Annotated in this window: 20 protein-coding genes; 4 read left to right on the forward strand and 16 right to left on the reverse strand. The window is 51.2% G+C overall.

What is annotated here, in order from left to right; all coding sequences use genetic code 11:
* Window positions 1–109 precede the first annotated feature (109 nt).
* On the forward strand, window positions 110–1,498 hold the full coding sequence (locus C0623_12600) for a threonine synthase (GenBank protein ID PLX98508.1): 1,389 nt from the start codon (window positions 110–112) through the stop codon (window positions 1,496–1,498).
* Between the two features lie 107 nt (window positions 1,499–1,605).
* Here the strand turns inward: C0623_12600 and glnA are convergent, their stop codons facing one another.
* The 12 genes from glnA to C0623_12660 form a co-directional block, all read right to left on the reverse strand.
* Entirely contained in the window at window positions 1,606–3,015 is a 1,410-nt protein-coding gene (gene glnA / locus C0623_12605; GenBank protein ID PLX98509.1) for a type I glutamate--ammonia ligase, read from the reverse strand.
* Between the two features lie 91 nt (window positions 3,016–3,106).
* Window positions 3,107–3,445, reverse strand: coding sequence for a transcriptional regulator (locus C0623_12610; protein ID PLX98529.1), 339 nt, complete (start codon window positions 3,443–3,445; stop codon window positions 3,107–3,109).
* A 347-nt stretch (window positions 3,446–3,792) separates the two neighbouring features.
* Window positions 3,793–4,893: a glycine cleavage system protein T gene (gene gcvT, locus C0623_12615; protein PLX98510.1), complete on the reverse strand. Its 1,101-nt coding sequence runs from the start codon at window positions 4,891–4,893 to the stop codon at window positions 3,793–3,795.
* 12 nt (window positions 4,894–4,905) lie between these two features.
* Window positions 4,906–5,604, reverse strand: a complete 699-nt coding sequence (locus C0623_12620; protein PLX98511.1) for a hypothetical protein — start codon at window positions 5,602–5,604, stop codon at window positions 4,906–4,908.
* Complete coding sequence (locus C0623_12625) at window positions 5,574–7,040, reverse strand: succinate-semialdehyde dehydrogenase I (protein PLX98512.1); 1,467 nt, start codon at window positions 7,038–7,040, stop codon at window positions 5,574–5,576. The genes C0623_12620 and C0623_12625 overlap by 31 nt, the downstream gene beginning before the upstream one ends.
* 118 nt (window positions 7,041–7,158) lie before the next feature.
* Window positions 7,159–7,770, reverse strand: coding sequence for a hypothetical protein (locus C0623_12630; GenBank protein PLX98513.1), 612 nt, complete (start codon window positions 7,768–7,770; stop codon window positions 7,159–7,161).
* A gap of 8 nt (window positions 7,771–7,778) precedes the next feature.
* A complete protein-coding gene (locus C0623_12635; GenBank protein ID PLX98514.1) occupies window positions 7,779–9,248 on the reverse strand; it encodes a hypothetical protein in 1,470 nt (489 codons plus the stop codon).
* A 58-nt stretch (window positions 9,249–9,306) separates the two neighbouring features.
* Window positions 9,307–10,650: a phosphomannomutase gene (locus C0623_12640; protein ID PLX98515.1), complete on the reverse strand. Its 1,344-nt coding sequence runs from the start codon at window positions 10,648–10,650 to the stop codon at window positions 9,307–9,309.
* 148 nt (window positions 10,651–10,798) lie between these two features.
* On the reverse strand, window positions 10,799–11,794 hold the full coding sequence (gene galE, locus C0623_12645) for a UDP-glucose 4-epimerase GalE (GenBank protein ID PLX98516.1): 996 nt from the start codon (window positions 11,792–11,794) through the stop codon (window positions 10,799–10,801).
* A gap of 244 nt (window positions 11,795–12,038) precedes the next feature.
* Window positions 12,039–13,046: a capsular biosynthesis protein CpsI gene (locus C0623_12650; protein ID PLX98517.1), complete on the reverse strand. Its 1,008-nt coding sequence runs from the start codon at window positions 13,044–13,046 to the stop codon at window positions 12,039–12,041.
* Window positions 13,047–13,493: 447 nt separating this feature from the next.
* Window positions 13,494–13,682 (reverse strand): hypothetical protein, encoded by a 189-nt coding sequence (locus tag C0623_12655; protein PLX98518.1) that lies wholly within the window; start codon window positions 13,680–13,682, stop codon window positions 13,494–13,496.
* Window positions 13,683–13,697: 15 nt separating this feature from the next.
* Complete coding sequence (locus C0623_12660) at window positions 13,698–14,120, reverse strand: thioesterase (GenBank protein PLX98519.1); 423 nt, start codon at window positions 14,118–14,120, stop codon at window positions 13,698–13,700.
* Between the two features lie 478 nt (window positions 14,121–14,598).
* Between C0623_12660 and C0623_12665 the strand changes: the two genes are divergently transcribed.
* Window positions 14,599–15,873 carry a hypothetical protein gene (locus C0623_12665; GenBank protein PLX98520.1) on the forward strand — a complete coding sequence of 425 codons (1,275 nt, stop codon included), beginning with the start codon at window positions 14,599–14,601 and terminating at the stop codon, window positions 15,871–15,873.
* Window positions 15,874–15,888: 15 nt separating this feature from the next.
* Window positions 15,889–16,350, forward strand: coding sequence for a cytochrome C (locus C0623_12670; protein ID PLX98521.1), 462 nt, complete (start codon window positions 15,889–15,891; stop codon window positions 16,348–16,350).
* Between the two features lie 242 nt (window positions 16,351–16,592).
* Here the strand turns inward: C0623_12670 and C0623_12675 are convergent, their stop codons facing one another.
* The gene (locus tag C0623_12675) at window positions 16,593–16,814 is read right to left on the reverse strand and encodes a hypothetical protein (protein PLX98522.1); all 222 of its coding nucleotides are present in this window, start codon (window positions 16,812–16,814) and stop codon (window positions 16,593–16,595) included.
* A 652-nt stretch (window positions 16,815–17,466) separates the two neighbouring features.
* Between C0623_12675 and C0623_12680 the strand changes: the two genes are divergently transcribed.
* On the forward strand, window positions 17,467–17,667 hold the full coding sequence (locus C0623_12680; protein ID PLX98523.1) for a hypothetical protein: 201 nt from the start codon (window positions 17,467–17,469) through the stop codon (window positions 17,665–17,667).
* A 754-nt stretch (window positions 17,668–18,421) separates the two neighbouring features.
* On the opposite strand, the gene C0623_12685 is transcribed toward C0623_12680, so the two are convergent.
* Genes C0623_12685 through C0623_12695 form a run of 3 tightly spaced genes read right to left on the reverse strand, consistent with a single transcriptional unit; the run spans window position 18,422 to window position 23,977 of the window.
* Window positions 18,422–21,547: an AcrB/AcrD/AcrF family protein gene (locus C0623_12685; GenBank protein ID PLX98524.1), complete on the reverse strand. Its 3,126-nt coding sequence runs from the start codon at window positions 21,545–21,547 to the stop codon at window positions 18,422–18,424.
* Between the two features lies 1 nt (window position 21,548).
* Window positions 21,549–22,613, reverse strand: a complete 1,065-nt coding sequence (locus C0623_12690) for a hypothetical protein (GenBank protein PLX98525.1) — start codon at window positions 22,611–22,613, stop codon at window positions 21,549–21,551.
* Window positions 22,613–23,977 carry a hypothetical protein gene (locus C0623_12695; protein PLX98526.1) on the reverse strand — a complete coding sequence of 455 codons (1,365 nt, stop codon included), beginning with the start codon at window positions 23,975–23,977 and terminating at the stop codon, window positions 22,613–22,615. Before C0623_12695 ends, C0623_12690 begins: the two co-directional genes overlap by 1 nt.
* Between the last annotated feature and the right edge of the window lie 12 nt (window positions 23,978–23,989).

Genomic DNA, 23,989 nt, shown 5'->3' on the forward strand with positions numbered 1-23,989 from the left:
GGATCAGCACGAGTAAAATTCCATATTCGATCCGGGGTAAATAGACTTTTCTTCCCTTCCCCTGCAATAATGTTCCTGATATGATATGCCGGTTTCAAGGAGAACTATTATGAAATATATCAGTACCCGTGGCGGGGTTAAAAATATTGCGTTCAAGGACGCGGTGATGATGGGCCTTGCCGATGACGGCGGCCTCATAATTCCGGAAGATATTCCGGTGTTGACGGAAGGCGATCTCGATGCTTTAGGGCACCTTGAATATCCGGAACTCGCATTCCAGATCATCTCCAGCTATGCGACCGACATACCTTCATCCGATCTCAAGGATTTAATTGACCGATCGTACGCGACCTTTACCCACGATGAGGTCACTCCGGTTGTCCACAAGGATGGTGTTTATATCCTTGAGCTTTTCCACGGACCGACTCTCGCCTTCAAGGACGTCGCCCTGCAGTTTCTCGGCAACCTGTTCGAATACCTGCTGGCCGAGCGTGGCGAAAAAATGAATATACTTGGCGCCACCAGTGGAGATACCGGATCGGCAGCGATCTACGGAGTGCGCGGCAAGAAGAACATCAACATCTTCATTCTGCACCCGCACAAAAAGGTCTCGCCAATTCAGGAACTGCAGATGACGACGGTGACCGATCCGAATGTTTTCAATATCGCCATCGAGGGGACCTTTGATGACGGTCAACAGATTGTCAAGGACGCCTTCGGCGACCTGGCATTCAAGAGCCGCTACGCTCTCGGCGCAGTCAATTCAATCAACTGGGCACGCGTACTGGCGCAGATTGTTTACTACTTTTATGCATGGGCCCGAATCCGAAAGGAAACAGGTTGCAAAGAGGTCTATTTTTCGGTTCCGACTGGAAATTTCGGAGATATTTTTGCCGGCTATATCGCCATGCGAATGGGTTTACCGGTCAAAAAACTGATACTGGCCACTAATGAAAATAATATCCTGACACGCTTTATTCAGGCGGGTGATTACTCAATCGGAGACGTTCATCCTTCGCTTTCACCGTCAATGGACATTCAAAAAGCGAGTAACTTCGAGCGTTATCTGTTCTATCTTTACCATGAAGATTGTCACAAAGTTGCAGCCGCCATGCAAAGATTCGCCGACGGCGATAAATTGTTATTTTCTCCTGAAGAAATCAAACGGGTTTCAGAAGACTTCCTGTCACTATCGGTCGACGATGATCAAACGATCAGCACAATCTCCAGTTTCTACAAGGAATCTGGCTATATCCTCGACCCACATACAGCCGTCGGTGTCCATGCAGGAAAAGAGTTAACAGACGGATCTATTCCGGTCATCTGCCTGGCCACTGCCCACCCGGCAAAATTTGACAGTGCGGTCGAAAAGGCCATCGGCGAAAAACCACCCAGACCAGACTCCCTTAAAGACATTGAATCCCGACCAAGTCACTGCGAAGTGCTGAATGCCGACATTCATAGCATCAAGGATTATCTGGCTCGGAACAGTATCTAGGTGCGAACTCACAGACCGGGCCAACGACTTTCGAGCAGTTTGACCCTCATCACAAAAAAAACCCCGGCCGATTGGCCGGGGCTTTTGCATGTAACATTCTGAACGAATTAGCAATCGAAATAGAGAGCAAATTCGGTCGGGGTCGGACGCATGCGAACCGGATCAACTTCGTTTTCCATCTTGTAGTCAATCCACATTTCGATAACGTCTTCGGTGAAGACATCGCCCTTAAGCAGGAATGCGTGGTCTTCCTTGAGAGCTTTAAGAGCATCTTCAAGAGAACCGGCAACAGTCGGAACGTCTTTGAGTTCTTCCGGCGACAGACCATAGATATCCTTGTCGAGCGGCTGACCTGGATCGATCTTGTTTTCGATCCCGTCAAGGCCGGCCATCAACATAGCGGCAAAGGCAAGATAGCCGTTGCAGCTCGGGTCCGGAGTCCGGTATTCAACACGCTTCGATTTCGGATTGTCAGTCGACGGAATCCGCAGTGAAGCCGAACGATTACGGTTCGAATAAGCAAGGTTAACCGGAGCTTCAAAACCGGGAACCAGACGCTTGTAGGAAATGGTGCTCGGGTTGGTGAAGGCGCAGAGGGCCTCGGCATGCTTGATAATACCGCCGATGTAATACATGGCCATCTTGGAAAGGCCGCCGTAGCCGTCGCCGGCGAAGAGATTTTCGCCATTTTTCCAGATCGACTGGTGACAGTGCATACCGGAACCGTTGTCGTCAAAAATCGGCTTCGGCATAAAAGTAACGGTCTTGCCGTTACGGACAGCGACGTTCTTGATGATGTACTTGAACCACTGCAGGGTATCACCCATATTGAGCAGCGAATCGAAACGCATATCGATTTCAGCCTGGCCACCGGTTGCAACCTCGTGGTGAACAGCTTCAATACGCATCCCAACGCTCTGCAGAACCTGAACCATCTCGTTACGCAGATCAATCATTGAATCGGTCGGTGCACAGGGGAAATAACCTTCCTTGTTGCGCGGTTTGTAACCGAGGTTCGGAAACTCGTCACGACCGGTGTTCCAGATGCCCTCATCTGAATCGATGCTGTAGAACGACTCGTTCTGAGACAGTACGTAACGGACATCATCAAGGATAAAGAATTCCGGCTCCGGGCCGAAGAAAGCGGTATCGCCGATACCCGAAGACTTAAGATAGGCTTCAGCCTTCTGGGCGATGAAGCGCGGGTCGCGCGAATAGCCTTCGCGGGTCAGCGGGTCGATAATGTTACAGATCAGGCTGAGGGTCGGTACTTCCGGGAAAGGATCGACCTTGGCAGTCGACGGATCCGGCATGATCAGCATGTCGGAATTATGAATCGGTTGCCACCCACGGATCGAGGAACCGTCAAAACCGATACCTTCTTCAAAAGTCTCTTCACTGAATTCGCTCATCGGGGTTGAAAAGTGTTGCCAGATCCCGACAAAGTCGAGGAACTTGAAATCTACCATCTGGCAGTTGTTTTCCTGGGCAAAAGCCAATACTTCTTTCGGTGTCATGTACAATCTCCTTTTGTCATTTCGTCCACCCTGTAAAGGGCAAGACTTTTCTTATTAACTACGGTTATTGTCGAAATACAAACTGATTAAATCAAAGGGCATCGTCGCCGGTTTCACCCGTGCGGATACGCAGAACTTCATCAACCGCGGTAACGAAAATCTTGCCATCGCCGATCCGGCCGGTTTTGGCGGCCTCGCCGACAACCTCGACAACCTTGGTGGCCATGTCATCAGCAACGATGATTTCCATCTTGATCTTCGGAATAAAGTCGACGACATATTCCGCACCGCGATAAAGCTCGGTGTGGCCTTTCTGCAGACCAAATCCCTTGACTTCGCTGACTGTGATGCCTTGAATACCGATCTCGTTCAACGCTTCCTTGACTTCGTCCAGCTTGAACGGTTTGATAATTGCCTCAACCTTACGCATCTTGTTAACCTCCCGGCTATTTGTTTTGGAACCGACTGACATGACCTTATCGATAATGATCAGGTAATGCAAGCAGTCCGGCCGTTAATATTCGTACTTCTACAAAGCAAGGACCCTGCCTAATTTGGGTACTGCCTGAACAGAAGCTGTAACCTCTTGATTTAAAGTCTTTTTTTATCAAAAAAAATCTTTGCAAAATGAACTGCAAAAAACAGCCTGTAGACAATTGCATAAAGACTATGCACAGCCTACAGGGGATGGCTAAGAATTAATCAGTCACCGGTAGCCAGTATAATCAATAAATTTGAAGTTTTCAGTCTTTAGTATTCTGCCGACTGCCATTTTTTTCAAACAAATGGCGGCTTGACGACTTCGGCACTAACTTTTTTGGCGCGAATGCCGATCTCCAGTTCGGTTCCGACCGCTGAGTGCTCGGGGTGAACCAGGGCCAGGGCAATTCCGACCTTGAGTGACGGCGACATGGTTCCGCTGGTCACCACACCGACCTCCGACTCACCGGCAAAGACCGGGTAATTTTCTCGCGGAATGCCGGGGACCTTCATTTTTATCGCGACCAGTTTACGCGGAACCCCCTTCTCTTTTGTGGCGAGCAAGGCATCCCGGCCGACAAAGTCATCCTTATCAAGTTTGGTAATCCAGCCTAGACCGGCTTCCAGCGGAGTGATATCCGGAGAAAGCTCATGCCCATATAGCGCATATTTCTTCTCCAGTCTGAGGGTGTCGCGCGCTCCCAGGCCAACCGGAACGAGACCATGTTGCTTGCCGGCCTCCATCAATCGGTTCCAGAGTTTCGCTGTTTCGGTTGACGGACAATAAAGTTCGAAACCATCTTCTCCGGTGTACCCAGTCCGGGAGATAATACAAGCTATTCCATCGACCTTGTCTTCGGCAAAATGATAAAATTTAATTGACCCGAGTTCATAATCGGTCAACCCGGCGAGAATAACCTCGGAATTCGGTCCCTGCAGGGCAATCTGACCAATTGAGTCACTGACATTGGTCAGCTCAACATCAGGAAAAACCCCCTTTTGCAAAACATCCTGCATCCAGGCGAAATCCTTGTCGACATTGGCGGCATTGACGCAGAACATAAAATGATCGGCGGAAAAACGATACAGGGTCACATCATCAACGACACCGCCATGGTCATAACAGAACGCCGAATATTGAACCTGCCCGTCGATTAGCTTGGATGCATCGTTGACGGTTAATTTCTTAATATAGGACAAGGCTTCGGCACACCTCACCTCGATTTCACCCATATGCGACACATCGAACAGACCGGCAGCGCTCCTTACTGCGAGATGTTCTTCGATAACCCCGCTATACTGGACCGGCATATCCCAGCCCCCAAAATCGACCATTCGGGCACCGAGATCACGATGCACCTGGTTCAAAGGTGTTTTTTTCAATTCGCATTCCTCCATAAATTCAATTACTTAAATGTCAACAGATAATTCTTTCTCGAGCTTGGGTGAATAATTGAACAGTGCACAAAAATGATCGACGAACCTGTCGGCGACCTCATTCATATCGAGTCTGCGACCGATTTCCCTGGTCATCGAGGTGACCGATTCGGTCGGCTTGCCGCACGGCACGATCATGTCAAAGGTAGACAGATCATTGTTGACATTAAGCGCGATCCCGTGGGATGACACCCATTTTTTCACGGCGATACCGAAACTGGCGATTTTACTGCCATTGACCCAGAGGCCAGGTTCCCCGTCCCTGAATTCTGCCCTGAGTTCATAATCTGCGAGAGTTTCGGCCAGTGATTGCAAAAACAGCTGCGAATACCAGCGCAGATCTTTTTTTGGCAGCCGGACAATCGGATAAGCAACCAGCTGTCCCGGCTCATGGGCCGTTGCATAACCACCGCGGTTGATATGATGAAGAGCAACTCCGCTTTGTCCGATAGCGGCAGCACTGAAGCGGAGATCATCATTACCACCCCGCAGTCCCAGGGTCACCACCGGCGGATGCTCAACCAGAATCAGAACATCTCCGTGCTCCCCGGCAATCCGCATCGCCTGCAGTTCCTGTTGGCGTTGCAGCGCTTCATTATAATCGATCAGGCCCCAGTTTTGAATCTGCAAGTGGGAACGGCTCAAGATTCTACCCCGGCCATGCAGAGGTATTTAATTTCAAGGTAATCATCAACTCCGTATTTTGATCCCTCACGGCCGTTTCCTGACTCCTTGACGCCACCGAACGGAGCGACAGCATTGGAGACAAGGCCGGTATTGATGCCGACCATCCCGTATTCAAGCGCCTCCCCGACCCGCCAGCAGCGGCCGAGATCACGGGTATAAAAATAAGAAGCCAATCCGAATTCGGTCGCATTCGCCATCGCGATTGCCTCTGCCTCTGATTCGAAACGGAAAAGCGGCGCAACCGGACCGAAGGTCTCTTCACTGGAAACCAGCATATCCGTGGCAGCATCGGCAATGACCGTCGGCTCGTAAAAGGTACCGCCCAGTTTATGGCGTTTGCCGCCGGTAAGGACCCGGCCGCCCTTGCTAAGCGCATCATCGACATGCTCCTCGACCTTTGCCAGGGCATCGTGATCAATCATCGGACCCTGATCGGTTTGTCCGGCGAGGCCGTCGCCAACTTTCATCCCGGCAACGGCGGTCGACAATTTTTCGGCAAACTCGTCATAGACGCCTGTCTGCACCAGGAACCGGTTGGTGCAGACACAGGTCTGTCCGGTATTCCGGTATTTTGAAATCACTGCGCCCTCGACCGCGGCATCGATATCAGCATCGTTAAAAACAATAAATGGCGCATTGCCGCCCAACTCCATCGACACCTTCTTCATGGTTCCGGCACACTGCTCCATCAACTGTTTGCCGATCTCGGTGGAACCGGTAAAGGTCAGCTTGCGAACGCCCGGATTGCTGGTCAGTTCACCACCGATAGCTCCGGATGAACCGGTCACGACACTGAACACCCCTTCCGGAATCCCGGCCCGCTCACCGAGTTCAGCCAGTGCCAGAGCCGAATACGGCGTAGCCGTAGCCGGTTTGGCAACCATCGGGCAACCAACGGCCAGAGCAGGCCCGGCCTTTCGGGTCAGCATTGCCGTCGGGAAATTCCATGGAGTTATGGCAGCACAGACACCGATCGGCTGTTTGATTACAACCAGTCGCTGATCTGACTTTGTCTGCGGGATAACATCACCATAAACCCTCTTGCCTTCCTCGGCAAACCATTCGATAAATGACGCCGCGTAGGCAATCTCCCCTTCCGCCTCGGATAATGGCTTGCCCTGTTCGGCCGTCATGATGATGGCGAGATCTTTCTGGTTCTCCAGCAACAGATCATGCCATTTAAGAAGTATTGATGAGCGCTCTGAGGCCGATCTGGCTCGCCATCCGGGCCACGCCGCTTCAGCCGCGGCAATCGCCCTTTTGGTCTCGGCCGCGCCCATCTTCGGAATTGTCCCGATCGTAGCTCCGGTTGCCGGGTTGGTCACGTCAATCGTTTCTCCACTGTCGGCATCAATCCATTCCCCACCGACAAAACACTGCATTTTCAGAAGGGATTTATCCTTCAGTTTTCCTTCAAGCATTGAACCTCCTTCCAGTCTCTCATGTCTGACCGCCAATACATAATTGAGTCAGGCATAAAAAAACGGCGATAATCTTATCGCCGTCAAGTATATCGAGTTTTTTACGAGAAAACCAGAATCAGAGTTTAAAACGTTCAAGATCTTTGCTGTCGAGAACTTTTTTATCAACAAGAATCTTGATCAGTTCCCTGAGCTTGTCATCGGTGGACATGCTTGCGGATTTAACCGGAGCACTTTTATCGTTTGCGGCAGATTTGACCGGCGCCGGTTTATCTTTAGCTCCCGGAACGTCGATACCGTAATAACGCTTGATTGCACGAATGACCGAATCTTCGGAGGCAACAGCCGGACGGACCTGATAACCGCTGACGAATTTCAATTCGTCGATGGCAACCAGATTGGTCGGATCGCTCATCGCTACATAAAGTTGCTTGACGCCATTAACTTCCTTGAGCCCGAACGGCACGACACTGTACTCCAGGGCCTTGTTAACCGGTACAAGCTTGATAATATCTTCGGCAATTGATGCGGCATCGAGATCGACCCGTGACAGATCCATCTGTTCAGCGAGAAAATTCAGCAGTGTATCTTCATCAAGATAGCCGAGACGGATCAGAGAGGCACCGAGACGACCGCCGAGCTGCCGTTGAAATGAAAGCGCCGAATTCAGCTGAAATTCATGAATAACACCGGCTTCCAGTAACATATCGCCAAGCCGAACTTTCTTCATAATAACAGCTACTCCTGAATAACGGACATCAGGACACGACGATTCCTGGCACGGCCTTCCTGGGTGGTGTTATCAGCAATCGGCTTCGACTCGCCAAAGCCCTTGGCGATGATACGATCTGCCGGCACGCCATAATCGCGGACCAGAATCCAGCGAACGGTATCAGCACGTTTCTGTGATAATCGCAGATTTGCACCGGAAGCACCGGTACTGTCGGTGTGACCTTCAACCATGACCCTGACGCCCGGATGAGCAGCAATAAAGGCGGCGGCTTTCTTCATATCGGCATCGTGCCGGGGATCAATCACCGAACGATTCGGGGCAAAACGGATCCGCAGGTCAAGACTCTCCTGTTCGGCGAGTGCGGCCAGATCGTCGCCTTCGGGGTGCTCCGAACTGAAAGCGGCGGCCTTGGAAGAATCATCCTCGTAGCGCATCTTGATGTTGACCTCATCCGGGCCGCAGCCATCCGGGCCGGCAGCCGTTCCGGCCGGCGTATTCGGACAATCATCATCGATATCAAAGATCGTATCTCCATCGCTGTCGAGCGGGCAGCCGTAACTATTGACAGGGATCTCGAGCGGCGTATTCGGGCACTTGTCGTCAATGTCGGCAATGCCGTCGCCATCAGTATCTTCAATAACCGTCTCCACGGCAACTATCGGACAACCATTGGCATCGACCTCAAGTCCGGCATCCGTGGCTGCACAGAGATCTTCGGCGTCAACCACACCGTCGCCATCGCTATCGACCGGACAACCGTTCTGATCGACCGGATAGCCCGGCGGCGTATCGAGACAGCGATCACGATTGTCGACAATCCCGTCTTCATCGCCATCGATCAGCATCGGCGATGAAATATCGGCGCCGCCGATTTGATAGGCAATCCCACCGGAGACCAGCAGATTGTTCCAGTAATCGTCATAAAAATGACCTGCAGAAGAATCAAAACGCATCAGGTGTCTCAAATCAAGACGTAACGCCAGGTCTTTGGTTGTAAAAATTTTCAGACCGAAGCCGTAATTGAAAGTGTAATCCTCACTATCGTGCCCGCTGGGGTCAGTATCAATACTGACTCCACCTAAACCGACAGCAAAATAAGGAATGATCTTTTCTTTCGGCTGAAAATGATACAGGGCGTCGAGCCGGCCAGCGATGACATCCGCCTCGACCGCAGTGCCGGAGGTATCTTTCATTTCATACATAGAGCCGGTCAATTCGGCGGCCCAGTGATCGGTGAAATTGTAACTGATCCCCAATCCATACTCGGGTGAGTTTTTCACATTTTCATTACCACTGAAAATATGACCGGCAATAAATGGCGTTAGCGTTAGCGCCCCCTCACGTATAGCGGCCACGGCATTGCCGGCCGAAAAGAACGTGACAAATACAATCGAGAACAATAAAATTCTGGTCACTCGCGACAACACAACACACCTCCATGCTTCAGAATTGATAGTATTCACATAAAACCACATAATTAAACTTTAATTCTGCATAATTTGCAACAATTTAATATTTGCAGGTCGCTATAACCTATTGAAGTAACGACAGGATTTCTCCTGTCTTAGCCTTCATCAGTTCAATATCCCCCCGCGACTCAACATTCAACCTGACCAGCGGCTCGGTATTCGATTTCCGCAGGTTAAATCGCCACTCCGGATACTCGAAGCTGTAGCCGTCGGTCGTATCAACATGCAATGCCGACCCGGCATATTGATTATAGATCAGATCCATGGCCTGATCGGCATCGGACAGTTTGCGGTTGATTTCGCCACTGGCCGGATATTTTTCGATACACTCATCCACCAGCTCCGACAACGTCTTGCCGGTCTCCGACATCAACTGCAAGACGAGCAGCCACGGAATCATGCCGCTGTCACAATAGGAAAACTCCCGGAAGTAGTGATGAGCGCTCATCTCACCACCGTAAACGGCATCTTCCCGGCGCATCATCTCCTTGATAAAGGCGTGTCCCGACTTGCACTGTACCGCAACTCCTCCGGCTGCCTTGACAATATCGATGGTATTCCAGGTCAGTCGCGGGTCATGCACAATCTTGCCACCCGGATTTTTCTTGAGCAACACCTCGGCCAGCATTCCGACCACGTAATAACCTTCTATAAAGCGGGCCTTCTCATCGAAGAAGAAACAGCGATCAAAGTCGCCGTCCCAGGCAATCCCGACATCGGCCTTTTCGCCGAGAACGGCTTCGGCTGTCGCCTGGCGGTTCTCCTCCAACAAAGGGTTTGGAATCCCATTCGGAAAGGTCCCATCCGGCTCATGAAACTGCCGGACAAACTCAAATGGCAGATGTGGCTCCAGAAGATCGATGATCGGACCGGCGCAACCGTTCCCGGCATTAACCACAACCTTGAGCGGCTTAAGTGCCGTGGCACTGACATAACCGAGAAGATGCCGGATATATTCCGCTTTAACATCAAGCGTTTTAACTTCACCGGGCTTTGCGGCATCATCAATTTCGTTCTTTTCCGCGAGTGAGCGGATCTCCTCAAGGCCGGTATCAGCACTGATCGGAATCGACTTCTCGCGAACGAACTTCATGCCGTTATAATCGGCCGGATTGTGACTCGCCGTCACCATGATGCCGCCATCCATCTCCTTGAAGAAGGTCGCAAAATAGACCTCTTCGGTACCGCACAGGCCAATATCGTAGACATTGACACCACCGGCAACCAGCCCCTTGATCAAGGCATCGGTCAGACTGCGGCTCGACAGGCGCATGTCATGGCCGACGACAACCTTTTCCGGCTTGATAAATTCGGCATAGGCACGTCCGATCCGCCGGGCAACTTCTTCATTCAGTTCATCCGGCATCCGACCGCGGACATCATACGCTTTAAAGCAGGATATTTGCATCTTCATTCCTTTGTCTATAAGTGGAAAATATTAACGGAGAGGCGGAGAGCAAAGCACTAACTACGAATTCGACTTTAACCCGAAAACCTTTAATTTTACCTTGTCTCTCTCTGCGCCTCTGCATCTCTCCATTAGACCAGCAATTGACCTATAGCTCACCCTTTTTTTCTTGCAATTTCTTCTCCCACTCCCAGGCGTGACTGATTATCGTATTCAGATCATCATAACGAGGGTGCCACCCAAGAATCGATCTGATTTTATCGGCATTGGCAACAAGCATGGGCGGATCTCCTTCTCGTCGCGCCTCATCAACAACCTTGAAATCGATGCCGGTGACATCCCTGGCAACATCGATAACTTCACGAACACTACTGCCACGACCGTAACCACAATTAAAGAAATCACTTTGACCTCCACCGGTCAAATATTCAAGTGCCGCGAGATGGGCAGCTGCCAGGTCTTCGACGTGAATATAATCCCTGATGCAGGTTCCGTCAGGAGTGTCGTAATCTGTACCATAGACGCCCAATTGAGGGAATTCCCCCAAGGCTGTTTTTAAAGCCCGGGTAATCAGGTGGGTCGGATTTTTATAATCCTGTCCGATTCGTGACTGCGGGTCAGCTCCGGCGACATTGAAATATCGCAGAGCGACGTAGTTGAACGCGTCCACGGCACTGGAAAGATCCCGGAGAATCCGCTCACTCATCATCTTGGCGGCTCCGTAAGGATTCACCGGAAGCAACGGGTCAGACTCGTTCGCGATACCCTCGACCTCACCATACACTGCAGCCGTTGACGAAAAAACCAGATACCGGATACCGAGACAGGTTACCTCCTCATAAAGGTTCAGGGCATTGACGGTATTATTACGATAGTACTTCAGCGGATCCGTCACACTTTCACCGACTTCAATCGATGCGGCAAAATGGATGACTGCATCGGGCCGGAACTGCTCAAGGGCCGCTTTCAACCGTTCGCGATCGGCCAGATCACCAACGACAAGGTCACCGTACAAAACAGCTTCTGAATTACCGGTCGAAAGGTTATCGTAAACGACAACGTCATGCCCCGCTTCGCCGAGTTGACGAACGACATGACTTCCGATATACCCGGCACCACCGGTGACAAATACTTTCTTTACCATAATAATTTTCCTCACCGCAAAGACGCGAAGGAGACAAAGTAAAAACCAATATCAACAAAGAGGGTGAGAACGGGAGAGTTAAAGTCTTTTATGTTTTCGCCTTACCCCAAAATCTCAGTTTTGCTTTTGCTTCGTTTTTCTCTCTGCCCCGCAGCGGCGCTCAATTAAAATCGCATTTGCTCTTCTTTGCGTCTTTGCGTTAAATGACCTGGATTTTATCAGCTTACAACTCATAACTCATAGCTTACAACTCATAATATCCCCGATACCACTCAACGAACCGCCGCACTCCCTCTTCGATCGGTGTGTCAGGTTTAAAACCAACATCATTCACCAGATCGTCAACATCAGCCCAGGTCGCCGGAACATCGCCCGGCTGGATCGGCATGAAGTTCTTTTCAGCTTTTTTGCCGAGTGCATCTTCGAGCACCTCTATCAGCTTCATCAGCTCGACCGGGTTGTTGTTGCCGATATTATAGATTTTATAAGGTGCCGCACTGGTCCCGGGGTCCGGGTCAGCCCCCGTCCAGTCAGGATTGGCTTGAGCCGTGTTGTCAAGAACTCGAACAATACCCTCAACGATATCGTCGACATAGGTAAAGTCGCGCCGCATCTTTCCATGATTGAAAACATCGATCGGCTTGCCGTCAAGGATTGCCCTGGTAAAAAGGAACATAGCCATATCGGGACGGCCCCAGGGACCGTAGACGGTAAAGAACCTCAATCCGGTACAGGGCAAGGCATAAAGATGCGCGTAGGTGTGCGCCATCAACTCATTCGCCTTCTTGCTGGCAGCATAGAGTGAAACCGGGTGGTCAACATTATGATGAACTGAAAACGGCATGGTTGTATTGGCACCATAGACTGAAGAAGACGAGGCGAAAACCAGATGGTTAACCTTGTTGTGCCGGCACCCTTCAAGGATATTCATTGTACCGGTAATATTGGCATCAATGTAGGCATGCGGATTGACCAGGGAATAGCGGACACCGGCCTGGGCACCGAGATGAACGACCTTGTCGAAACCTTCATCGACAAACAGCGTCTCGATGGCTTTACGATCCGCCAGGTCGATTTTCAAAAAGCGGAAATGATCCCTGGGCAAGAGCTGATCAAGCCGCGCCTGTTTTAAACTGACATCATAGTAGTCATTGAGGTTGTCGATGCCGACAACCTGATCGCCACGATTAAGAAGATACTGACTGACATGGAACCCGATAAAACCAGCGGCGCCGGTGATCAGAATTTTCAAATAAACCTCCTGAATAAAGCAAAGTATGTCTTAACGGTGAGACGGAGAACGAGAGTAGATAACACGCCTTTTACGTTTGCCTCTTGCTTCGTTTTTCTTTGCGCCCCAGCGTATTCTGTACGGGATTATTAAAAGCGTATCTCACCCGTTCGCTAGTGCTCACTCGAGTACACAGAGGTCTCAGAGGAAAATCGACTTCGGGAGTTCTTGGGTTTAAAACAAAAACATCCTTAGCCCCTGCTCTTTTCTGCGATCTCTGCGCCTCAGCGTCTCTCCGTTAAAACCGCATTTGCACTTCCTTGTGTTCTTGGTGTTGCACAGCATTATACATTCTGTGCCAGAAACGGCCAGAGCAAAGAGTCTGCGATATCAAGGCACCGAATCGCATAATGAATATAAAAAAACCCCGCGAAACCTGGCGGGGTTGTTCTTGTACGATATTCTTAATCAGCCGTTATCGAAGGTCGCCCCACGGTGTGGGCGCTGCTTTAGTCCCTTGATTGTCAAACCGAAATCATAAGACTGGCCGCACTCCGGACAGATCAATGCCAGACGGTGCTCATCCTTGAACGGTTTAAAATAGATATGGAAGCCACGGCTATAACCACAACTGGTACAGGTTCTGAATTCACTCATTACAATACTCCGGGGTTACAAAACCCAATCCGGGCGTTCCTCAAAATCGGCCGTCCGTCGACGAAACTGCGCCGGAATCCTTGACGTTTTCCTCTTATCGTAATCGAAAGCGACTATGTTTGTCGACCCCTCAACACAAATTTCTTCATCGCGACAGATCTGGTACAGCATTAAAAATGAAGACTTGCGCATACTGTCGATGCGTACGCCGATTTGCAGGCGATCACCAAGGAACATCTCCTTGTGGTAACGAACATGCGCCTCCGGCATGATGACACCGACGCCGCCAATATCCATTTCACTGCACTCGAAGTGATCAAGATATGCAATACGTGCATCATGAAAGAAATTCATAACTGCAGCATTTGAGACATGACCGCCGTAGTTGATATCTGCGATCCGAACCGAATAAGGAATAGAAAATTTAAAATCGGGCATGGTGAATCAGTCCTCGGCAATTGAGTTAAGAGTAAGCAATCAATATACAGTATAGAGTTACCGGCAACCTGCAAACTCTCTTCTTTGTTTAATGAGCGACAGACAACCAATAGCAGTTCACACAAACTCTAATTTAAAACCAGCTACATTTACAACAGGTTATATAAGAGTAGTTGTCTTTTCAAAGAGAAGACATGCTGCACCTCTATGCGTTGAAATGTTTTGCTGCCTCGCAGGATTCCCTGCAATTTCTCTGCACATCTCTGTTTATCTCTTTCAAAATAAATCAGAACAGATCCCGTCAGATTTAAGGATCGGTGTCTTGAGTATTCACGTCGGCGAACAGTTGCAGTACATTAATGAGTTAAAAGTAATTGATTTTTCGTTGTTTTTCCATGCGAAGGTGCAATATATTCATAACTGTATATGCAACTGCCACGTATACAAGACAAAATGTTTCAAGTGGAGGAATTATCCCATGCTTAAAAAAATTGGATTGGCACTTGTGGTTGTGCCACTTGTATCCTTGTGCCTGTCATTATCTCTTTCCAGCCAGGTTCTTGCTGAAAACATCTCCCTTCGTTCAGAATCGATGATCAGACTCCTGGAGCGAGATACGGCAAGTGAGAAAGATGCCCTGATTATTCCGGTTTACGAATATATGCAACTCGATTTCGGAAAGCCAGATGAAACCATGCTGACCTTTCATGCCAATGGCTGGGGCCGGGCCGACCTGACTGACAATGATTACTTCAGCGACCAAACGGAGGGAGAACTTCTTTATGGCTACCTGGAATATCGTTCTGGCAAAAATGGCTTCATGACACGATTAGGTCGTCAGGCTGTTTTCGCCGGGGTCGCCAGTGAATCTATTGATGGAATTTATCTTGATACAGCCCTTCCCTCTTCTCTGAAGTTGTCGTTATACGCCGGACAACCGGTATCTCTTGTCGATACAAATGGCAGAGATGGCGACTCCATTTATGGTGGTCGCTTGAGCATAAGACGGAACAACCTTGACCTTGGAGTTTCATACAAGTTAATTGAAAACGACAGCAACGACGCCGAAGAAATGGCCGGCATTGATTACGGTTTTTCCATGGACAGGTTTTTCTTCAGCGGACTGAGCAGTTACAACCTGGTCACCGAAGATTTTGCCGAACATTCATTCGATGCGGCCTATACTCTGGAGACAGACCAAATCCGTGCATTCTATCATCTTTTCACATTTAAAGACTATTTCGGTACCGATGCCAACAACGCCAACCCGTTCAGAATCCTTGCTCTCGCCTCTGAAGAACTATCGAACTACGGACTGGAATTCACCAGAAACGCCTCCGCAGCTCTTAACTTTGGCATCAAGTTGTCCCGCAACGATTACGACCTGAAAGAATCTTCAAATTACCTCGCAGTACTGGCCGACTGGAGCGGCGATTCATCCAGCCTTGGTGGCGAGTTCGGCATCAGTGAAGGAGAAAACGGGCGAAACGACATGATGATTGCCAGGGGATATATCACAACCCGGATGGGAGGAAACAAAATCGTCGATCAACTGAGCCTCGATCTTCTTTATGCACTTTATGATCAGCCGATATTTGGCGAAGACAGTTCCTTATTTGCCTCTGTTGCCGCTTCGCGAAAATTATCCAAAAGAATCACGTTGAAGATCTATGCCGATTACGAAAGTAATCCATACTTTAATAGTGATATCCGTGGATTTGCGTCACTTGTCTATAACTATACCGCCAACTAAACAGGAGCTCCCGTTATGCCTGCAAAAATAAAATCGCTAACATTCATCCCGCTTGCCCTGGCAGCCATATCCCTGGCTGCTTGCGTTGCCGCCTACAAACTCCCGGCTGAGCATCCAGAAGAACTTGATGCGACTCGACCGGTCTGCACCGATTGCCATGACGCCAGCGACGGCAATATCAATTATGCCCGATTCACCCACACCATCAGTTGGGGCGATAATCACAGATTGGCTGCTTACCAGAATGAACAGGTCTGTGCGATGTGCCATCAACAGAGCTACTGCAACGACTGCCACGGCGTCCGGGTTGAATTAAAACCTTCAACCAGATCACCTGACGAGGTCTTACGCCAAATGCCGCATCGCGGCGACTTTCTCAGTCGTCACAGGATTGAAGGCCGAATAAACCCGACCAGCTGTTTCCGCTGCCACGGCAATCCGAAGACAGCCCAAACCTGCGCACCCTGCCACGGTTAACTGATTAAAAGGAAGAAGTTATGAAGAACATAATATTGATCTTGCTAGCGTTTACGACTCTTTTCATCGGGGCCTGTTCCGATGAGAATACCAACGCGGTCTTTGCCGCCCATCCGGACGGGTGGCTCACAGCACATCCCGGAAACATTCAATATGGAATCGATAATTTCATAGCAGAGTGCGGCATTTGTCACAGTCTCGACCTCAGAGGGACTCCGGGAGCCCCAAGCTGCTATTCGGCGTCATATAACGGCATCTCCTGCCACGCCTCTGGCCCCGTTCCGCACAAACTCGACGGCAGTTTCCTCGACGAAAACAATCATGGGCCGTTGGCAAAGAGCGACCTGACATTGTGCCAATCCTGCCATTCCGACAATCCGAATGGTGGTCCGGGAAGCAACCCGCGTTTCAATGTCGGCATCGACAGTGCCGAAGGCACGGGCTGTGAAGCCGCGGCATGTCATTCGACAAATTTGGCCCATCCTGATACCTGGGCAGGGCCGAGCAACGATCGCTATCACTATTCAGCAGGGAACATTCAGCAGGCCTGTACCCTCTGCCACGGCGCAGGATTTTCAGGAAGTGCCATAACCCCAACCCTTTGCTCCTATTGCCATGCCGAAATGACAAACTTCACCCTCGACTGCACCGCCTGTCATGATTTACCGCCCACCACTGCCGGCACAACAAATCATTCAACCATTACTGACCCAGGGCCTACGGTCGCAGACATTACCCCTCATAATGTCTGTGCAACCTGTCACGGAGTCAAAGAATCGGCCACTGGTGGAGTACTTTCCAATAATGCAAATTACGCGTTATTCAACAAGGCAACCGATACCATCGGTGACCACTGGGACGGTAAGATCAATATGAATTCTGACACAGCCTACAACGAGGGCACTGGTGGATGTGACAGTGCCGGGTGTCATCCCGGCAACGGGGACTACACACTTCCGGATTCAGGTCTCACAGTCGCCCTCGGAGCCTACGGCGTCGGAGCACCTCACCCTACGGGTCAGGATTGGCTGCTGCCTTCGGGTCACGTTGCCAGTGTAGATTCAACCTGTGTCCCCTGTCATACATTAGCAGGCGGCGGACAGAACCCGGCTTGCAATGATTGCCACGTCAACAATGGAAACAACAATCCGGTTCTCGCTAACTGTGTCTCTTGTCACTCTGAACCGCCAGGCACATCTTCAACGGCATTTGGAGACCGACCCGACAGACAAGGAGCACACAACGAACATGATGGTTTCACTGCAACAACCCTGGATTGTTCAGCCTGTCATGACGGCGGCGGAACCGGAGAATTGAGCCACTATGATCGATCTGACCAGACAACGCCAAACTACCCGGCCGACGTCAATCTGCTGGCAAGTTTCAATTCGAACAGTCATGGGGCAGCAAGTTATTCAGGCGCTACTTGTTCTGGTGTGAATTGCCACGGCGGCTTAACTACCCCGAACTGGTTAACCGGTACGTTGAACGTCAATACCCAGTGCACCAGTTGCCATCAAAGAGACACTGTTGGAGGTGAAGATAACAGTTACACCAACCCGGACGACAAATCTCACACATACCACCTCGGCAATCCGGATGGTGTCAATATTACCTGTACCAGCTGCCACAATACGACAAAACTTGCAATTACCCACTTCACCAATCTGGCCAATCCCGCTCAATGGCTAGATTCCGCTGGAGCAACTATTGGTGGAGGATCGACAAGAATTACAGACACGAACTGGACTGACTCTTCGAATTCATGTAACCCGAGTTGCCACGATCGTGAGACCTGGTAACAATTAAAGTAACCAGAGAACAAAGAGGCCGGCAATTTGCCGGCCTCTTCAGGTAAATATCAAAGGTTTGATGATCCATCCGTTAAATCTGTAAACTCGACCCCTTATTCATCTTCCAAACCGAAAGACGTCTCACGCCCGTTCGCACCACTCACTCGGGGTCGCAGAGAAAGGCAATTCAAGGTCTTGGTTGTGGGTTATAACCAAAAAACATCTATTTTGTGATTTTCCCTCAGCGCCCTCAGCGCCCTCTGCGCGACAATTATTAATTAGACTTGTGTATTGACGCCAAATCGCTCACCCATCCGGTCCTTGAGTCGCGCAAACAGGGCATACAGAACCGGCACGACAATCAGCGTCAGCATGGTCGCAACCGCCAGGCCGAAAATCACCGCCACCGCCATCGGGCCCCACCACTGTGCCGACTCACCACCGATCACCCAGGAAAAACTTCCGAAATCGAAGCTCACGCCGACGGCCATCGGCAGCAATCCGAGAATGGTGGTCATCGCGGTGAGCGTGACCGGGCGGAAACGGACCAGCCCGGCCCGGACCAGCGACTCATGGAGCCCCATGCCGCTACGGCGCAGTTGATTAATATAATCAATCAGCACAATCGCATTATTCACAACCACTCCCGCCAACGAAATCACCCCTATTCCGGTCATGATAATGCCAAAGTTGGTCAGGGTCAGAACAAGCCCGAGAAAAACACCGGAAAGTGACAACACGACACTGGTCATGACAATAAAGGTCTGTGACACCGAGTTGAACTGGGTGATCAGAACCAGAACGATCAGGAACAGGGCCACCAGAAACGCCTTGCCGAGAAAAGCCATCGCTTTCTGCTGTTCTTCCTGCTCACCAGAATAATTAATGCGATAACCGGCAGGGATATCGAGATCGGCCAACAGAGTCTGAACTTCAGCCAGGACCTCGTTACTGTTACGGCCGGAGGTGTTCCCGGAAATTGTAACAACCCGTTTCTGGTCAATATGCCGGATCGAACCGAAGCCGGATCCGAGTTCGAGTTTGGCGACCGTGGTCAACGGGACCGGCGCGCCGGTATTGGTCGGAATCAGCAGGCTTTCAATATCCGAGATATTTTTCCGCCGACTTTCAGGAAGGCGCACGATGATATCGTACTCATCCTTTCCTTTACGGTAAACACCCATCTTGCTGCCGCTGATCGCCGCTTTAACCAACTGCGAGATATCGGCCGTCGAGAGTCCCAACAGGGTCGCTTTTTCCCGATCAACCAGCACCCGGATTTCCGGTTTGGCCCGCGAAAAGTCGTCTTTCAGATCAACCAAACCGGCAATCCCTTTGATCCGCTCACGCACGTTCGCGACCAGGCTCTCGAGGACAATAACCTGATCACCGCTGACCTCGATGCTGACCGGAGGTCCGGTCGGCGGTCCATTCTTTTCCTTTTCAACCTTGATCTCGGCACCGGAAAACCCGCCGAGGCCTTCGCGGACCCGCTGCAGAACCTTATCTGAAGACTCGTTACGGGCTTCGCGATCAACGAACTCCAGCGACACCTTGCCAATATGCGAAGGTTTGCCGTTTCCGGCGCCCGATTCACCACTCGGGGCCACGCCGACCTCGGCGATCACATACCTGGCATCCTGTTCCGTTGAAACGACCTTCTCGATCTGCCGCACGTAGCCGTCAGTGGTGTCGAGGCTGGTCCCCTCCGGTGCCTTGACTTCAACAAACGCCCGGTTCGGTTCGGTATCAGGGAACAGCTCGACCCCGAGCACTTTAGCGCCGACCATTCCGCCATAAACCGCCAGGACTAAGAATAAAAACAAGATTGAGAAACCTATGGTTGCACCTTGATGGGTCAAGGCCCAATCGAGTGATCTGCGGTACATCCTTACGACCCTGGTGCGCTCCACGTCGGGCTCGACTTCGTCTCTTTTGACCTTCATGAACACCGAGCAGACCGTCGGGTTGATCACCAGGGCTACGAACAGTGACGAGGTCAGGGTGATGATCAGGGTCATCGGCAGATACTTCATGAATTCGCCCATGATCCCGGGCCAGAATATCATCGGGAAAAACGCGCACAGGGTGGTGATGGTCGAACTTATAATCGGCCACCCGACTTCATGGGCTGCGGTTTTTGCGGCCTCTACCCGGCTTAAGCCCTCCTGCATGTGCCGATAGATATTTTCGACAATAACGATGGCGTTGTCGACCAGCATCCCCAAGGCGAGAATCAGGCTGAACAGCACAACCATATTAAGGGTCATACCAAGGGCCTGGATAATCACTAACGATATCAGCATCGAAAACGGGATGGCGAGAGCCACGAACAGCGAGTTGCGCAATCCGAGGAATAGAAAGAGAACTGACACGACCAGAATCAGGCCGGTCAGAATATTATTCTCCAGCTCGGAGACCATCCGCCGGATATCTTTCGACTGGTTCAGTGTCACCGAAAGCTCAATCCCTTCGGGGAGCATCGGCTTGGCATATTCAATCAGGGTAAAAATCCGGTCGGTCATCTCGATAATATTTTCGCCGGTCCGTTTTTTGACCGCCAGGCTCACACTCGGTTTACCATCAAGCCGAGCGTAACTGGTCGCGTCTTCAAAGGTAAACTCGGCCGTAGCAAGGTCCTTGTAATAAACAGGTTTGCCATCACGCACGACCATGACGAGGTTATCGATCTGCGCCGGATCGGTAAATTCGCCCGGAATCCGCAGCAGGTACTTGCCTTTCCCGATATCAATACTGCCGCCCGGAATATTGACATTCTCGCGGGCGACTGCGGCCACAACCTCGTTGAAGGAGATGCGGTACGCGGCAAGACGGTCGGGGTCAATCTCGACCCGGACCTGGTGCTCGCGGCCACCGGTCAGCACGACATCGAGCACGCCCGGGACTTCCTCGATATGTTCCTCGAGTTCCTCGGCCGTCCCCTTGAGCACGGTCTCGGGAACGTTGCCCGAAACCGCGACCATCATCACCGGAAACTCGGAAAGATTGACCTCCAGTATCTGCGGATCGTTCTCGAGATCATTCGGCAGGTCGCCCTTGGATTGATCGACCTTGTCGCGGACCCACTGGATGGCATCATCAATTTCGACATCAGGAATAAATTCAACGGTGATCATCGAGGAACCCTCGGCACTGACCGAGCGGATCTCTTCGACATTCTTCAGGCCGCGCAATTTACGTTCAATCGGGTTGGTGATCAGCGATTCGATATCACTCGACGAGACTCCTTCATAAGGAGTCACCACCAGAACGTAAGGGATCGTGATGTCGGGAGTTGATTCGCGGGGCAACACCATGTAGCTGTAGATACCGACGACGATGATTATCAGCATCAGGGCAAACACGGTGCTGCGCTGACGAATGGCGACATTGGAGATCAGCATATCAATCCCCCTTGACGATGACCGGCATGCCGTCACTCAGCAACTGATGCCCTTTGATGATCAGATTCTCACCAGCCTCAAGACCGCTCTGAACGACGACCTGATCTCTGACGACCCGCCCGATTTCAACAGGTCGCATCTGCGCCCTGCCCTGCTCTTCGACGAAAACGACTTTGCGGCCGTCATTGTCAATGAGAGCATAGAGCGGGACGGCGATGGCGTCTTTGAGGGTACGCCGTAAAGCCTCAATACGCACGATCATCCCCGGCCTTAACTGGCGGTCATGGTTATCAACTTCGAACTTGGCCAAGTAGGTTCTTGTGACCGGGTCAGCATTGTAGGCGAGATGAACCAGTTTGCCGATCCGCTTGATCGTCTCGCCGGTATCAATCTGGGTCTGCAGAACATCAACCACTTCACCGACATGCAGCGAGCGGACATCCTTCTCCGGCACATCAACCAGAACCTTGAGACGATCGACCTGGACAATCACCGCAACCGGATCGCCGACCTTGACATATTCGCCGCGTTCGACGAAGCGTTTGTCAAGCACGCCTGCTATCGGCGCGCGCACCGAGCTCTTGTTGAGGGCAATACGGGCCAGCTTGAGATTCTGACGCGCCGTTTCGTAAGCGGTCACACTGTTATCGTACTCGCGGCGACTGACCAGATTTTTAGCGACCAGATTTTCAAGGCGCCGCATGTTGGCCTGTTGCATTTCGGCATCGACCAGCGCCCGTTCGAGATTGGCTTTCTGGCTGACCGAATCGATGGTCAGGATGACTTCGTCTTTGACCAGACGGCTTCCTTCCGTTGGGCCAATCCAGTCGACCGGGCCGGCAATTTCGGCGGCCAGAGACAGATCGACCATCGCCTCAAGAGAACCGGGTAAACTGAAGCGCTCATCCAGATCATTTTTTGTTACAGTCTGGACATGCACCGGAACAGATTTTTCCCGGGGTTTTTCTGTTGTCGGAACGGATGATTCCGAATTTGAATCGCAACCGCCGAGAATTAGCGCCACAAGGACACTTGCCGCAACAACATTACGCATAACAGTGGTCATTATTCTGCTCCTATACGCGGCAATGCCGCGACAATTTCATAACGTTCAAGATTGGTTCCCATCGCCGCAAAAAGGGTACTAAGCGCCTTGTAATAATCAACCTTCGCCGAGATCTCACGAATTCGTGCGGTGATCAGAGCATTTTGAAAGCTGAGGACCCGAAAAGTATCGGAGAGCCCTTCATCCAACCGTTGATTTTCCTGCTCTAGTGTCTCTTCAGCCAGTGCGGCGTAACGTTTTGCAACTTCATATCTTTTCGCTCCCAGCTCGGTTGTCGCATGGGCCGACCGAATTGCCGTCTCGGTGGCAATTTCACGTCGTTGTAACTGGTAGAGCGTCTGCCTTTTGCTTACCCTGGAGCTGTCATAGGCAGCTCGCGCAGCGCGATTCTGCAAAGGCATGGTCAGCCTGAGTCCGGCATACCACTGGGTGCCATCCCGGTCGAACGCTCCGCTCAGGGCATCATTCCAATCACCGGCATAAACACTTCCGGCACCCTGATCATCACCGGCCAGACCATTCAAGGCATAACTCCCCTCAAGGTCGAGCCGTGGCCAGAGCTGGTTGTCGGCATAATCAAGTTCGATCTGGCGAATGTCGGTTTCGAGTCGCATCTGGAGAAGATCGGGACGTTTATTCAGCCCCTGACTGAGGGCCTCCTCAAGTTCAGGAAAGACACTATTATCCAGTTTCGGAAATTCGACTTGCAAATCTTCACTTTGAGAGATTTCGGGTTCATGCAATAAATCAATCAGTGAGTTGTGGGCAAGCAAAACCCCTTGCTGAGCCAGCAGCATGCTTTCTTCCCGTCCAGCCAGTGCTGAACGGGCCTCGTTCACCTCGGTCACAGGGATCAGGCCGGCATCAAGTTTTAATTCGTTACCATCGAGCAGTTCTTGCGCCAGATCACGGGCCAGGGTGTAGTGCCGGTATTCCTCCTGCGCCTTCGCCAATTCCAGGTAGGCCGCCTCGATTTCAGCGACAAGCTGTACTGCGCGCCCCAGATAAGAAAGTGCGGCCTGTTTTTTTCGAATCTGCGCCGCATTGATTCCGGCAAGGTTGGCATTCCAACCAAAATCCTTAAGCAGCGGCTGGGTCAGGTCAAGGACCATATTGGCCTGGTAAGCAGGATCAAGTTGATCAGAGAGGAAATCACTGCTCCCCCCCTCGGTCCGATCTCCCTGCAGACTGAGTCGGGATTGCAACCCGGTGGCGAATTGTTTCGAAAGGGAAAACTTACCGCTGAACGTTTCCACCGTGAGCGACTCCCCCGGGAAAAATGCCGAAGCGGTGAGAATCTCGGCCTCGCTCTGGCCGGCCGCTAACTCAGCAGTGACATCAAACTGACTCTTTTGACCGAGCACACCGGAATCAGC

Source organism: Desulfuromonas sp. (genome assembly GCA_002869615.1).
Taxonomy (GTDB): domain Bacteria; phylum Desulfobacterota; class Desulfuromonadia; order Desulfuromonadales; family UBA2294; genus BM707.

Excerpts from the sequence above, each read along its gene's own strand:
- C0623_12660 (PLX98519.1), bottom strand. The coding sequence starts at position 14,120 with ATGCCCGATTTTAAATTTTCTATTCCTTATTCGGTTCGGATCGCAGAT.
- C0623_12635 (PLX98514.1), bottom strand. The coding sequence starts at position 9,248 with ATGTGGTTTTATGTGAATACTATCAATTCTGAAGCATGGAGGTGTGTT.
- C0623_12600 (PLX98508.1), top strand. The coding sequence starts at position 110 with ATGAAATATATCAGTACCCGTGGCGGGGTTAAAAATATTGCGTTCAAG.
- C0623_12680 (PLX98523.1), top strand. The coding sequence starts at position 17,467 with ATGATTGCCACGTCAACAATGGAAACAACAATCCGGTTCTCGCTAACT.
- C0623_12655 (PLX98518.1), bottom strand. The coding sequence starts at position 13,682 with ATGAGTGAATTCAGAACCTGTACCAGTTGTGGTTATAGCCGTGGCTTC.
- C0623_12640 (PLX98515.1), bottom strand. The coding sequence starts at position 10,650 with ATGCAAATATCCTGCTTTAAAGCGTATGATGTCCGCGGTCGGATGCCG.
- C0623_12675 (PLX98522.1), bottom strand. The coding sequence starts at position 16,814 with ATGACATGCCGCGGCTTCACAGCCCGTGCCTTCGGCACTGTCGATGCC.
- C0623_12665 (PLX98520.1), top strand. The coding sequence starts at position 14,599 with ATGCTTAAAAAAATTGGATTGGCACTTGTGGTTGTGCCACTTGTATCC.
- C0623_12685 (PLX98524.1), bottom strand. The coding sequence starts at position 21,547 with ATGCTGATCTCCAATGTCGCCATTCGTCAGCGCAGCACCGTGTTTGCC.
- gcvT (PLX98510.1), bottom strand. The coding sequence starts at position 4,893 with ATGGAGGAATGCGAATTGAAAAAAACACCTTTGAACCAGGTGCATCGT.
- galE (PLX98516.1), bottom strand. The coding sequence starts at position 11,794 with ATGGTAAAGAAAGTATTTGTCACCGGTGGTGCCGGGTATATCGGAAGT.
- C0623_12610 (PLX98529.1), bottom strand. The coding sequence starts at position 3,445 with ATGCGTAAGGTTGAGGCAATTATCAAACCGTTCAAGCTGGACGAAGTC.
- C0623_12625 (PLX98512.1), bottom strand. The coding sequence starts at position 7,040 with ATGCTTGAAGGAAAACTGAAGGATAAATCCCTTCTGAAAATGCAGTGT.
- glnA (PLX98509.1), bottom strand. The coding sequence starts at position 3,015 with ATGACACCGAAAGAAGTATTGGCTTTTGCCCAGGAAAACAACTGCCAG.
- C0623_12690 (PLX98525.1), bottom strand. The coding sequence starts at position 22,613 with ATGACCACTGTTATGCGTAATGTTGTTGCGGCAAGTGTCCTTGTGGCG.
- C0623_12630 (PLX98513.1), bottom strand. The coding sequence starts at position 7,770 with ATGAAGAAAGTTCGGCTTGGCGATATGTTACTGGAAGCCGGTGTTATT.
- C0623_12670 (PLX98521.1), top strand. The coding sequence starts at position 15,889 with ATGCCTGCAAAAATAAAATCGCTAACATTCATCCCGCTTGCCCTGGCA.